We start from the raw sequence: 13,070 nt of genomic DNA, 5'->3' as shown, positions 1-13,070 counted from the left end.
AAGCGATCGCCTTTTCTCTTGTTCGGACGTTTTGTTGTAGAGTTTCGTCATAGCTATTTCTCAGAACTATTTCACTTAGTTTTCCCTTTACCCTCCCCTGCCCTCCCCTTGCAAAGGGGAGGGAGTAGGATAAGGATTTAAAACTCCCACGAAACTGTTCCTTGTACAGTGAAAGGCGCACCAGGGGGAACATTTCTTCTGTTCTGCACCCCCACAAAGTATTCGACATCAAGCAAGTTTTTGAAATTCAATGCGGCTTTGAAGTTATCTTTTTCGTAGTAAATAGCAGCATCAACGCGAGTGTAACTAGGCACTTCAAACGAGTTATCTAAATCTCCCTGGCGACTGTCAACATAAAAGATACCTGCACCAAATCCCAATCCTTCCAAAGAGCCTTTCTGGATTCTGTAAGTTGTCCACAGGCTAGCAGTATTGAAAGGAACGTTATCGAGGCGATTACCTACTGCATAGGTGTTATCTTCTGTAATTTCAGCATCAGTGTAGGCATAGGAAGCAATAACATTCCAACCAGGGACAATTTCCCCAGCGACATCAAACTCAATTCCGCGACTGCGTTGTTCTCCTACCTGAATCGAAAAATCGGGATCGCTGGGATCTTCCGTGAGGACGTTACTTTTAGTAATTTCATAGGCTGCTAGAGTGGAGGAAAGGCGATTATCCAAAAAGTCGGCTTTTACACCCACTTCGTACTGAGTGCCGCGCTCTGGTTTAGCAGCACCGCCACCAGTAATTCTGCCACTCTGCGGCACGAAAGCGCGACTATAGTTAGCATAGAGGGAAACAGTTTCACTCGGTTGGTAAACAATCCCTGCTCGTGGCGAAAATTCGCTGGCTTCGGAGCTGGTGTTGGAAGAGGAATCGCTGTAGCGATCCTCAGAGTCGTAGCTATCAAACCTACCTCCTAGCACGAGTTTGAGGTTGTCTAGCAACGTAATCTGGTCTTGCAGATAAACTCCAATCGTGTTCGCCCTAGTATTGCCATCGCTACCAGGTTGGTCTTGAAAGTCGATTGGGGGAAAGTCGTAGCTTGGGTTAAAAATATCAACAATAGCAGCATCTTGAGCGTCCTGATTATCGAAATAGATTCCAGTCTGTCTTACAAGTTCTAGACCAAGCAAAACCGTGTGCGCGACTGTACCAGTATTAAACTTGCCAATTAAGTCAGTTTGTAGCGTGTAAGTTTCGTAAAACTCGCGACCGAAAGAACCGAAAAGAGGCAAAAGTTGTTCTCCGAATTCTAATCCACCGCTAGATTCTAGGGATCTGTAGATTTTTTTAGTTCTAGTGAACCGCAAGGCGTTGCGTAGTGACAAGCTTTGATTGAATCGATGATCCAGATAGAGATAGGCTCGGTGTTCCTCAACCTCGAAGCGACGGCGGGGATCGCCCAAAAAACGGGTGAGGGGAATATCGGCTGGCTCGTCACCAACGGCGATTAACCCTCGGTCAATCGGTCGCTTGTCGTGAAAATATTCACCTTCTAGCGTTAGGGTGGTGTTAGATCCGATTTGCCAAGTGAGTACAGGGGCAATGAAAAACCGCTCTGTTTCCACGCGATCGCGAAAGCTCTCGGCATTTTCATAGGCGACGTTCAGCCGATAAGCTAAAGTTTTATCTGAGTTGAGCGGACCGGAAAAATCTAGGGTGGGGCGATAAAAGTCATAGCTTCCTGCCGTAAACTCGACTTTGTAGAAGGGATCGGGCAGTGGTCTTTTTGTCACCAGGTTGATGAGTCCGCCAGGTTGTGCTTGTCCAAACAGCACTGAAGCTGGTCCTTTCAACACTTCAATCCGTTCGATATTTGCTGTTTCAGGGATAGAGCGAGTAGCAAATCCTTCCTCTAAACCATTTTTGAACTGATTGACAGTGAAACCTCTTGCATTGAACTCTACACCTTGAGCGCCGAAGTCTTCCGAATAGTTAACACCACTAACGTTACGCACCGCTTCTTCGATGCGAACAACTCCTTGGTCTTCTATCACCTGTTGGGGAATTACCCGAATGTTCGCTGGGATGTCTCGCAGTGGCGTATCTGTCTTGGTTGCAGTTGAGGCATCTGGAACGCTATATCCTTCTCGATCGCCTGTCACCACGATTTCTTGTTCCTCATCTCCCTCAGCCGTTGCTGGTGGCTGTTGGGTTGCACCTTCTGGGGTAACATCATCTGCATCTGGTGCTGTTGCCTCTGGCTCTGTTGCGCTTTCAGGCTTTACAGATGGGGGTACTTCTGGTGGTGTCGGTTGTTGTGCTGTCGAGACTCCTAGGGGAGTGAGACTAAAGTTTAATCTACCATTACTTCTTCCCACTTCCACCTTGGGTAAATCTCTGGTTCCCGTCACCGTGACTCGAATACTATTCGTCCCCTGCTGAGTCACTGCAATAGACGCAATTCCCGATATGGGGTTTTCTTGACGAAAAGTTTTACCTTGTGCGAGTTGAGCGTTGGGAATATTAGCAACAAAGGTTTTACTGAAGCTAGTAGGAAAGACTTGTAGCGATCTCCCATCTGCTGTTTCTAAAATAATTTCCAGTCTTTTATCTGTTTGTTGCAGTTGCACCGCAGTCACTTGAGTAATGCTACTTTGTTGTGCTATCAAAATACCCCCCTGTAAGGATGCTAGAGGATTAGCATCTCTAGATTCGACGACGTTAACCGCTTCTGCCAAAGCTGGCGGTGCAACAAGTAATACCAGAGTTGTTGCCAAAACTCTTAAATTAAGTAGTTGAAAACCCAATAAACAGGAACACAGTGCCTTCATCTCACTCACACCAATAAAAAATGATTCTCAGTAATGCCGTAGCATTAGCCTACGGAATCTCAAATCCCATGTCCATATCAGTAGAGCGGCAATTTTATATCCCAAAAGCGGCACTTGGCTTTTTTCCCATCTGGCATTCTTGGGGGTAATACCAAACTTGCGTTTGAATGAGGCGATGAAGTGTCCTAAATGAGAATAACCAACTGTCTGCGCTACATCTGCTACCCGCATTTTATTGACAGAAAGTAGCAATCGTGCCTGTTCCATGCGATAGTCATGCAAGTAGCCAAATACGGTAGTACCAAAGATATCTCGGAAACCGCGTCTGAGCTTGCGATCGCTCAACCCTACCATTCTTGCTAAGTCTAGTAGAGATGGGGATCGTCTAGCTGTTTGATTAAAATATCTCGTGCTTGATAAACGCGATCGATTTCAACGGGTTTGAGACTACTGAGAGGATGGATCGCGCGTTCGTTTTCTGCTAACTGGTTGAATTGCAGTGCTAAAAGTTCTAAAACCTTGCTTTCGAGATAAATTCGCTTGATTGCACCCGAATATGGAGCATCGTCAATTTGTCGTAATACTCTCAGCATGGCGGGAGTTATACCCCCACCTGATTGATGAAATCGCGGTGGATTAGGTCGATCGAGGAGCGATCGCAATGTTATTGGTAATGAATCCAGCTCTTTGCTATAAGTTCGCAACCAATCAAGCGGAAATTGTATGCGGATCTGTTTCACGCGATCGCCTGCCGACCACTGTTCGATTTCATCTATGTTTGGTAAATAAAGTAGATAATGTTGTCCGCCACTTTCAACATAATCGTCGGGAATTTCTTTGATACCAGGGGTAAGAACGTGATGACTGCCCGAAAGATAAAACTTCGATACCAAGGGCATTAACTCCTCATGCTGTCCTAACACGCTCTCATCGCGGTAAATGTTGCCTTCCCAAATTTCTAATTCCATTTCAGAACGGAATTCCACAAACCGAGTGTAATGTTCGCCAAAACTATGTTGTCGCCTGGAAATGACATCGAATCCATTGCGATCGCAGTAAGTTTCCTCTTTTACCAGAGTTTCATGACACCATTCGTCAAATTCTACTTCAGTAAGTGACTCCATTATCCCCATGCCCGAATATCTCAATGCCCCAATGTCGCTGTGTTGCTCAAAATGCCGCAGACACTTTTACAACTCGTTTTGCAACTATTAATAAAAATTCTTAATAGGACATTGTAGTACTAAGCAGTTCGCTGACAACTTAAGCAAATCAGAAGAAGGGGCTAGAGAAAGACAAGGGAGACAAGGGAGACAAGGGGGACTGAGGGAGAGTGAGAAGTCTGGGGAGCAACTACCAACTACCAACTACCAACTCCTACCTTCTTGCCCTAGAAACTTGCACTAAAACCTATCTCAATCAGAGAATAAGAAAAGCAACAAGCACGAGGAGACTTCAGTGAGTCAGGGATTCGATTACGATTTAGTAATTATTGGCGCTGGGGTAGGCGGACATGGAGCTGCCTTACACGCCGTCAGTTGTGGCTTAAAGACAGCCATCATTGAAGCAGCTGATATGGGCGGAACCTGTGTCAATCGCGGTTGCATTCCCTCTAAAGCACTGTTGGCAGCATCGGGACGAGTGCGGGAATTGCGCGACGCACACCATTTAAAAGCACTGGGTATTCAGGTAGAAAATGTTGGGTTCGACCGTCAGGCGATCGCCAATCATGCGTTAAATTTAGTTAGCAAGTTGCAAGGCGACTTGACAAATAGTCTCAAGCGTGTGGGAGTTGACACGATTCGCGGTAGGGGAAAAGTTGCGGGACAGCAGAAAGTCACGGTGACTAGCGATAGCGGCGACAAAACGATTACTGCTAAAGATATTATCCTTGCCCCTGGTTCCATACCCTTCGTTCCCCCAGGAATTGAAATTGATGGCAAAACTGTATTTACCAGCGACCAAGCAGTTAAGTTGGAATCCTTACCTCAGTGGGTAGCAATTATTGGTAGCGGCTACATCGGCTTAGAATTTTCCGATGTTTACTCGGCTTTAGGCTGCGAAATTACCATGATTGAAGCCCTAGACCAATTAATGCCAGGGTTCGATCGCGATATTGCTAAAATTGCCGAACGAGTTTTAATTACTCCCCGCGACATTGAAACTTATGTAGGCATTTACGCCAAGAAAGTCATCCCAGGTTCCCCAGTTGTCATCGAACTGGCGAATTTTAAAACGAAAGAATATGTCGATACGCTGGAAGTAGACGGCTGCTTAGTTGCCACCGGACGCATTCCCGCCACAAAGGATTTAGGTCTAGAATCTGTAGGCGCAGAACTCGATCGCCGTGGTTATATTCCCGTTAATGACAGTATGGCTGTATTATCTGGCGGCGAACCCGTACCTCATTTGTGGGCAATTGGCGACGCGACAGGGAAAATGATGTTAGCTCATGCAGCATCCGCTCAAGGAATTGTCGCAGTCGAAAATATTTGCGATCGCCAGCGTCAAATTGATTATCGCAGCATTCCCGCCGCCGCCTTCACCCACCCCGAAATTAGCTATGTTGGGATGACAGAAACCGCAGCAAAGGAATTAGGAGAAGCGGAAGGATTTACCATCAAAACCGCCAAAACATACTTTAAAGGCAACTCCAAGGCGCTAGCAGACGGCGATGCAGATGGAATTGCCAAAGTCGTCTACCGTCAAGATACGGGGGAAGTCTTGGGAGTCCACATCATCGGTTCCCACGCCTCCGACTTAATCCACGAAGCCTCAGCCGCGATCGCCAATCGTCAATCCGTCCACTCCCTCGCCTTCCTCGTTCACGCCCATCCTACCCTGTCCGAAGTCTTGGATGAAGCGTACAAACGGGCAGTTCATGCTTAATTGCGTGGTGCGTGAAATACTTCCGACTTCCGCGCAAACGCGACTCTTGTAAGGGCGGGTTTAGCAGATAGATTCACAGCCAAAACTAGAAATTTTTGGTCAAAACCCGCCCCTACGACTCCCTACTCCCTACTCCCTACTCCCTAGTGATGCAAATCCGTCGTCGTCCGCCAAATCCGTCTATTGAGATTAGTTATTTGAGCTATCAGGTATCAGTTCCAGGTGCAAAGCCGCAGCATATTTTAGAAGAAATTGTGTGGCACAAAGAGATTGAAGTCGATCGCTTGCGGGAAAAACTACCGCTAGTAGAGTTACAAAAGCAAGCCTTAACTGCACCCCCAACTCGCGATTTTATAGCTGCTTTACGTCAAGGTAAGACTTCTCCAGCAGTAATTGCTGAGGTGAAAAAAGCTTCTCCTAGTAAAGGCGTATTGCGAGAAGATTTCGATCCAGTCGCGATCGCGCTCTCCTATCAGCAAGGTAATGCTAGCTGTATTTCGGTACTGACAGATAGTAAATTCTTTCAAGGCAGTTTCGATTATTTAGAACAGATTCGCGCTGCGGTAGATGTACCTTTGTTGTGTAAGGATTTTATTATCTATCCTTACCAGATGTATCTAGCACGGTTACGGGGTGCTGATGCGGTGTTGTTGATTGCTGCAATTTTGAGCGATCGCGATTTACAATATTTCATTAAAATTGCTAAAGCCTTGAAGTTAGCTGCCTTAATTGAAGTCCATACTCTAGAAGAACTCGATCGCGTTTTGGCTTTGGATGGCGTAACTTTGATAGGTATCAATAATCGCAATCTGGAAAACTTTTCTGTCGATTTGCAAACAACTAGCCAACTATTAACCGCACGTCAGCCACAATTAAAACAACGAGATATTTTAGTTGTCAGCGAGTCGGGAATTCACGCGCCAGCCGATGTAGCTGTAGTCACTCAAGCAGGTGCAGCAGCAGTGCTAGTTGGCGAGTCTTTAGTCAAGCAGCCAGAACCAGGGAATGCGATCGCTTCCCTGTTAGGATGAGTGATGCGTGGTGTGTGGTGCGTGTAAAACACTTTTGACTTTTGACTTTTAACTTTTGACTTTTAACTAGTGAATCGTGAGTAAAAGATGGGAAAGATAAAGGTAGTAGAAGAGGATTCCTCCTATCTTTCTCCTCTTTCCAAGTTACGAATTACGAATTACGAATTAGGAATTAACTTATGATTCCCCTTCCTTCTCCAATTCACTACGAAGCCGTATTGCAGTTATTAGAACAGCAAACATTACCTATTGTTAGGCAAGATCCTCTTTTAGCAGAGCAAGTGCAACAATTGATTATTTCTTTACGTAAAGCTGCGGCTCAACAAAAGCAACTAGAAGCCAGTTGTCAGCAAGCTCATGTAGATTATGAGTTTCGTTGGTCTATAAATCAAAGCGAATCTGAGCTAGCTACTACAGAACATTCTACAGTTTCATAATTTGACTTTGTAAAGTCAGCTCAAGACCTCTAAAGCGCTTGCCAAACTTTGACAAAATAACCGCCATATCCGCCGCGAGGTTTAATATAAGCGATCGTTTGATTGTTAGCGCTGATAACTAGAGAATGTACTTCATCTTTTGGAAGGACGTGCAGCTTCTTTCCGCTAGATAAATCCCAGATAATAATACCATTTTTACCAGAAGTAACCATTACTGAGCTATCTGAGCTTATAGCTCTTACTGAATGCCAGCGCCATTCAAATGTATTAATTTCCTTTCCTGTATTAGCGTTCCAATGCGTAATTGTATCGTTGGAATTAATAGTAATAAGAGTTTGCTTATCAGGAGTAAGAGTTAGAGCTTTAAATGGTTTTGTCAGCGCTTTAAAACTACGTAGTTCTTTGCCTGTTTTTAAATCTCGTAGCGTTATCGTAAGACGAGAAATTTGCTGTCTAGAACGTAAATTATACAATGCGATCGTGTTATTTAACTGACTGATAATAATTTCTCCATCTGAGCTAGTAGCAATAAATTTTTCTGCTTCTGAAGGAGATGTAATAATAGAGATTGTTTGTCCCGTTTCTACATCAAACATCTTGGCAATTTCGGGTGAGAAACAAACAAGAGTTTGTCCATCAGGACTAACGGTGATTGAACCAGCGCTATCTTGGAATACGTGTATCTCTTTTTTTGTGATTATGTCTCCTACTACAATTTCATAACCCGTATTCCAAAAAATGTTTCTTTTATTTGGACTGATAGCGATCGGACAAACATATGACAAGCCATCTCCAGTATCGAAGTAGCAAATTGATCTTCCTGTTTTTAAGTCATATACGCTAACACCTGAATCATCAAAAGTCCAGTCATCAAATTCGCTATAAGCCAAAATTGTGCCATCAGGACTGAGAGCCATTGTTTCGATATACCATGTGGTATCCCAAGTATGAGAAAGAGTAAATTTTTTGAAGCGCTGTAAATTACCTATCATTCAAATTTTTGTATGAATATTTAGAAATACCAATTCTATTTATTTTTGCATAGATTCAATCTCTGCTAGCCCCCTTAATAAGGGGGGTTGGGGGATCTTCTCCGTCTTAGTCATGATGAATTGACATATTAGGTAAATTCAACCTACTTACTATCAATTTCACCGCGTACCAAAATCACCGTACTATCTACCCGATTAGCAATTTGAGCAGGAATATTACCTTTAATCGCATTTTGCAACATCCCTTCTCGACTTGCACCCAACACCACAACATCAAAATCTTCAGACTTAACTAAATTAATTAAGCCATCCGCAACAGAACTCGATACGACTGGTACAGCGGTCACTTTGCCTGATAATTGTCGATATTTAACTAAGTAACGAATTGCTTGTTGCAAAACGCTCAAATCGGGTTTTGCTTCTTTGGATTCAAACACCTGACACAGATGAATCTCCGGTTCTTCTCCCAGAGAAACTAGCGGTGGTAAAAGTTTAATCGCTACTTTCGCATTGGGACCACCCGCCATCGGGACTAGCCAACGATCGTAATTTGGAATTCGGAATTCCGACTCCCGTACGGGCGGGTTTGGAAACCCGCCCCTACCGACTCCTGACTCTTCACCAAATTTAACCAATACAACATCGCAGGGTGCTTGACGGATCAGGGTGTCTACAACATTGCCAAAAATTCGCCCAGGAGTGATGGTGTTACCTTTCCATCCCATCAACAAAATATCGATGTGTTGTTCTTTAATTGTCTCTAATATTGCTTGAGCAGTGTCGTGAGCTACCCGAATTTGAGTATGAACGGGGATTTTTTGCTTTTTCGCTATCACCTCGGCTTGACGGAGTAACTTGCGGCTTTTTCCCGTCTGCACGGAAGTTTCAGCGGGGGAACTGCGGCGAGAGACGAGAATAACTTGAATGCACTCTAATTCGTAATCGCGATCGCGGGCAATTGCCGCAGCCATTTGTAACAATAATTCTGCCGTTTGGGGGTTAGCGATCGGCACTAAAATTCTGCCACGTCCAGTACTGGGCGATCGCGTTTGATAGACTATATAAGATGGTTCAGGACGGGGACCTGTCTGTTCTGTCTCGCCGTTGAGTTTGTCGGCTTCAACGCGGATAATATCGGCACGGGTAATAATGCCCACCATTCGCCGATTTTCCACTACGGGTAAGCGGCTGAGTTGGTAGCGATCGAGCAAATACAAGACATGGGCGAGAGTTGCGTGAGGACTGACAGTGACGGGTTGGGGAGTCATCACCTCGCTAATTGGAGTATCTCCAGGTAAGGGGCGATCGCGAATTTTGGCTAAATCGGTTTGGGTGATAATTCCGACTAACTTACTATTATCGACGACGGGAAAGCCGCGATGGTGGGAGCGAGAAAACGCCTGTACTGCCTCATCTAGCGTCATCTGCGCTCCTAAAGTTTCTACCCGGCGCTGCATCACGTCTTCTGCTGTTAACTCAGCCAGAAAGCCCTTGGGTGTGGCTGCTGATTCTAAGTTAATCCCGTTGAGTTGCAAAATCTTATCGTAGAGCGATCCAGGTGCTAATCGTTCGGCAATGAGGTACGCCGTTACTGAGCCGATCATTAACGGTAAGACTAAGTTAAAATCGGTCGTCATCTCAAACACGATCGCGATCGCCGTAATCGGGACTTTAGAGACGACGCTAAAAAATGCCCCCATCCCCGCTAAAGCATATGTGGCGGGAGAACCGATACCTAATAATTGAGTTTCTGTCAACCCGACTAAATAACCCAAAGCCGAACCGATAATCAGACTAGGGGCAAATAATCCTCCTGGCGCACCCGAACCAAAAGCAACTAAAGTGAGGATAAACTGCGCGACAAAGGCGATCGCGGCTAATTCTAAACTGGCATCTCCAGTAATCAGAAATTCCCTCAAACCACTATTATCGCGAAAGGTAGGAGGTAAAAGGGCGATCGCAATACCGGAAATTAACCCAGCTAAGGCAATCCGTAGGGATAAGCTAACGTGCAACTGGCGATAAAATTTTAAACTCGCAATGATGCCACGATGAAACAGAGAACCTAGTAACCCTGCCAAGATCCCCAGTAACAAGAAAAATGGCAGTTCAATTAACGAGAATGAAGTTGAGTGGGCAGTCAATACCAAACTCAAATCCAGGCTGCGACCACCTAAAATCCGCGACACGACCGCACCGATAAACGAAGCGAGAATTGCCGTTCCTAAAGTCAAACTAGACAAATCGCGGAGTAATTCTTCAACCACAAACAAAACCCCCGTAATGGGGGCATTAAAAGCAGCAGCTAATCCCGCACCTGCACCTGCGGCAATCATCTGGCGGCGATGGTCGGGAGATGTGGGAACCCAACGGCTAAATTGGGCGGCTAAGGCTGCACCTATATGCACGGTTGGTCCTTGTCTGCCTATGGTCAACCCCGAACCAATTGCTAATGTTGAAGCGAGTAACTTGACCCCAGCAGTCCGCCATGATATGTCTGTCGCAGCGTTGGCAAGTACTGCTTTAACGTGAGGAATACCGCTACCGCTTGCTTCTGGGGCTAACCGTTCCACCAGCAAACCAGACAAATACCCAAAAGTCAGACCAAAAGATGGCAGCAAAATCCAGGCTGGAAACAGGTTAGATTGATGGACTCGCATTGCTCCAAACCAGCCAGAACCGGCTTTTAGCAATACCGCAGATAAAGCGGCGACTAAACCAATTAAACAAGCTTCGGCGATCGCGCTGGTGCGGCGGGGACGCATCCAGTGGCGCAAGTATTGGCGGAGGGCAGGCATCAGGGGCTAGAGTCTAGAGGCAGAAGGCTAGGAAATATGTAACTGTAGGGCAAGTATTGCTCGCTATCTATTAGCCACACATCATTTGCTACAGGATGCCACAATTCGTCATAATTTGAGACAAAATCTTTAAAGGTTTTCTAAATAGTTGCGCGATCGGCAATCCATCAAGTAAGCCAAGACTGCCATCCCGACCAATTTTGAACTAAATTAGCAATCTCTTGATAACCAGCAGCACGGGGATGAGCGCCGTCATAATCTGCTACTTCTTGTAACCAAGTCTGCGATTTTTGCAGAGGTGCGAAAATATCTAAATAATGAATATTCGTTGCTAAACAAATTTGCTCGAATTGTTCCAACAAACGAGCAGTTCTAGCATTTTGCTCTGCATCGATTATGGGAGGCGCTCCAACCATCAAAACCGGAAATTTTTGTCTAGCTACCTGTAAAATTTGGCGAGTATTTTCTGTAGATTCAACAAAATCTATACGAGTTTTATCAGTTTCTATAGTCGTATCATTTGTTCCAAAAGAAAACACAACTCTACCATCATCTGCTGGACTTAAGCGGCAAGAAACTTCCTGCAACCACCGCGCTTTAATATCAGCACTAGTTTCTCTTCTAACTCCTAAATTGTAATAAGTAACGTCATATCCTTGTTTTTGGGCAGCAACACAAATTCTTCCCGTCCAACCGAGACACTCAGGATCTCCTGTGCCATTAACAAAAGAGTCACCAATAAAACAGATACGCATAAGCGGTCATTTGTCATTTGTGAATATTAGCCGATCTGGTCACTGGTCACTGGTCACTGGTCACTGGTCACTGGTCACTGTCAACCCCTTCCCGTCACTGACAACCCTTCTAAAATCAGGGATGGAGTGTAACACGAACCGTTCCAATCGGCATCGCTACCGAGGGCAACTAGCTGTTTGACGGCGCTGTAGATGTTACCTGCAACCATCGTGTCTTTGACGCGACCGATAATTTGACCGTTTTTGACTCGATAGCCGAGATCGATATTGATCGAAAAATCACCCGAAATACTACCGCCACCACCTAACATTTGATCCACAATCAGTCCGTTATCTAATAAGTTAATCAAATCTGACAAAGATTTCGTTCCAGGTTCTATTAATAAATTAAATAACCCAGGTGTCGGATAGCTACCTAAGCCTGGGCGAAAACCGTTTCCGGTGGTAGTAGTGCCTAACTGTCTACCTGTGGTGCGATCGCAATAAAAATTTTGTAGAACTCCATTTTGAACGAATACGCGGTGTTGGGTAGGAGTCCCTTCATCGTCAAACGGACAGCTAAATGGTCCTGCTTCTGGGTCTTGATATATCGTCAAAGCTTTAGCCATCACGGACTGACCAAGGCGTTCTGCCCAAGGGGAAGCTGTTTCTAAAACTCGCTTACCATTCAAAGCCGCTTGTATCGTTCCCCATAACATATCAGCCGCCTTGGAGGTAAATAAAACTGGAATACGCCCTGTGGAGGGCGCAACATTTGCCTTTGCCCAAGCCAGCCGTTGTAAGATTTGTCGGACTACTTCCTCTGGTTGGAGGCGATCGCGCTGAGTTTGTCCGTCAGATACGCTTAAAAAATCGTCACCTCGTACCCACTCTGCTGATAAGTAACAACTGAGTGTCGTATCGGTGTAGTGGCAATCTAGCCCCAGGGAATTGACCAAGCGGGTTGTCTCCATTTCACAATCCCACTCAGCACTCACCATGACTTCAGGAAAATCATCGCGGATTTGGGCGATCGCCTCTTTTCCCCAATCGATCAGCTGTTCGACTCCGATCGGTTGCCCTACATTGGGATAGATCGTCTGGGAGTGACTACCAAGTTCGATCGGTTCGGGTTCGTTGAGTTCGCTCAGAGCAAGGGCTGAACCGACTAGCGCCTCAGGTGATACAGAACCGTAAGCAACTGCTAGCCCTGGACGACCATCGCGCCACAAGCGCAAAGCCGTCCCCTCTGTCTGGGCGCTTTCTAGTTGCTTGAGGCGGTTAGCTTCAAAAAAGACAGGTCGAGATTGAGATCGCGCCTGATACACTTCCGCTGCCTCTGCCCCACATTTAGCAGCTAGCTCCAACAGTCGTTCTGCTAAGTTATCTTTTTGTAATTCGTAATTCAT

At 45.5% G+C, this 13,070-nt stretch carries 10 protein-coding genes; 3 read left to right on the top strand and 7 right to left on the bottom strand.

Annotated elements, in window-relative coordinates:
• Positions 1 to 137 precede the first annotated feature (137 nt).
• Genes M5J74_RS15050 through M5J74_RS15040 form a run of 3 tightly spaced genes read right to left on the bottom strand, consistent with a single transcriptional unit; the run spans position 138 to position 3,904 of the window.
• A complete protein-coding gene (locus M5J74_RS15050; RefSeq protein WP_250012167.1) occupies positions 138 to 2,780 on the bottom strand; it encodes a TonB-dependent siderophore receptor in 2,643 nt (880 codons plus the stop codon).
• 27 nt (positions 2,781 to 2,807) lie between these two features.
• A complete protein-coding gene (locus M5J74_RS15045) occupies positions 2,808 to 3,134 on the bottom strand; it encodes a helix-turn-helix transcriptional regulator (RefSeq protein ID WP_250012165.1) in 327 nt (108 codons plus the stop codon).
• 11 nt (positions 3,135 to 3,145) lie between these two features.
• Positions 3,146 to 3,904, bottom strand: coding sequence for a hypothetical protein (locus tag M5J74_RS15040; RefSeq protein WP_250012164.1), 759 nt, complete (start codon positions 3,902 to 3,904; stop codon positions 3,146 to 3,148).
• A gap of 334 nt (positions 3,905 to 4,238) precedes the next feature.
• Here M5J74_RS15040 and lpdA point away from each other — a divergent pair, with 334 nt between their 5' ends.
• The 3 genes from lpdA to M5J74_RS15025 all read left to right on the top strand — a co-directional run bounded on the left by lpdA (position 4,239) and on the right by M5J74_RS15025 (position 7,137).
• On the top strand, positions 4,239 to 5,669 hold the full coding sequence (gene lpdA, locus M5J74_RS15035) for a dihydrolipoyl dehydrogenase (protein WP_015154896.1): 1,431 nt from the start codon (positions 4,239 to 4,241) through the stop codon (positions 5,667 to 5,669).
• Positions 5,670 to 5,818: 149 nt separating this feature from the next.
• The gene (gene trpC / locus M5J74_RS15030; protein ID WP_015154895.1) at positions 5,819 to 6,700 is read left to right on the top strand and encodes an indole-3-glycerol phosphate synthase TrpC; all 882 of its coding nucleotides are present in this window, start codon (positions 5,819 to 5,821) and stop codon (positions 6,698 to 6,700) included.
• Between the two features lie 179 nt (positions 6,701 to 6,879).
• Positions 6,880 to 7,137: a DUF5340 domain-containing protein gene (locus M5J74_RS15025; protein ID WP_106169363.1), complete on the top strand. Its 258-nt coding sequence runs from the start codon at positions 6,880 to 6,882 to the stop codon at positions 7,135 to 7,137.
• Positions 7,138 to 7,166: 29 nt separating this feature from the next.
• Here M5J74_RS15025 and M5J74_RS15020 read toward each other — a convergent pair whose 3' ends face one another.
• From M5J74_RS15020 to M5J74_RS15005, 4 genes are all read right to left on the bottom strand, one after another.
• A complete protein-coding gene (locus M5J74_RS15020; protein ID WP_250012162.1) occupies positions 7,167 to 8,129 on the bottom strand; it encodes a WD40 repeat domain-containing protein in 963 nt (320 codons plus the stop codon).
• 143 nt (positions 8,130 to 8,272) lie between these two features.
• Complete coding sequence (locus M5J74_RS15015; RefSeq protein ID WP_250012160.1) at positions 8,273 to 10,927, bottom strand: chloride channel protein; 2,655 nt, start codon at positions 10,925 to 10,927, stop codon at positions 8,273 to 8,275.
• Positions 10,928 to 11,094: 167 nt separating this feature from the next.
• The gene (locus tag M5J74_RS15010) at positions 11,095 to 11,682 is read right to left on the bottom strand and encodes a GDSL-type esterase/lipase family protein (RefSeq protein ID WP_015154892.1); all 588 of its coding nucleotides are present in this window, start codon (positions 11,680 to 11,682) and stop codon (positions 11,095 to 11,097) included.
• Positions 11,683 to 11,762: 80 nt separating this feature from the next.
• Positions 11,763 to 13,070 (bottom strand): TldD/PmbA family protein, encoded by a 1,308-nt coding sequence (locus M5J74_RS15005; RefSeq protein WP_015154891.1) that lies wholly within the window; start codon positions 13,068 to 13,070, stop codon positions 11,763 to 11,765.

The sequence above is a fragment of the Chroococcidiopsis sp. CCNUC1 genome (assembly GCF_023546805.1).
GTDB lineage: Bacteria > Cyanobacteriota > Cyanobacteriia > Cyanobacteriales > Chroococcidiopsidaceae > Chroococcidiopsis > Chroococcidiopsis thermalis.
The sequence above is the reverse complement of the archived record's forward strand: the minus strand, read 5'-3'. Positions and strand labels throughout refer to the sequence as shown.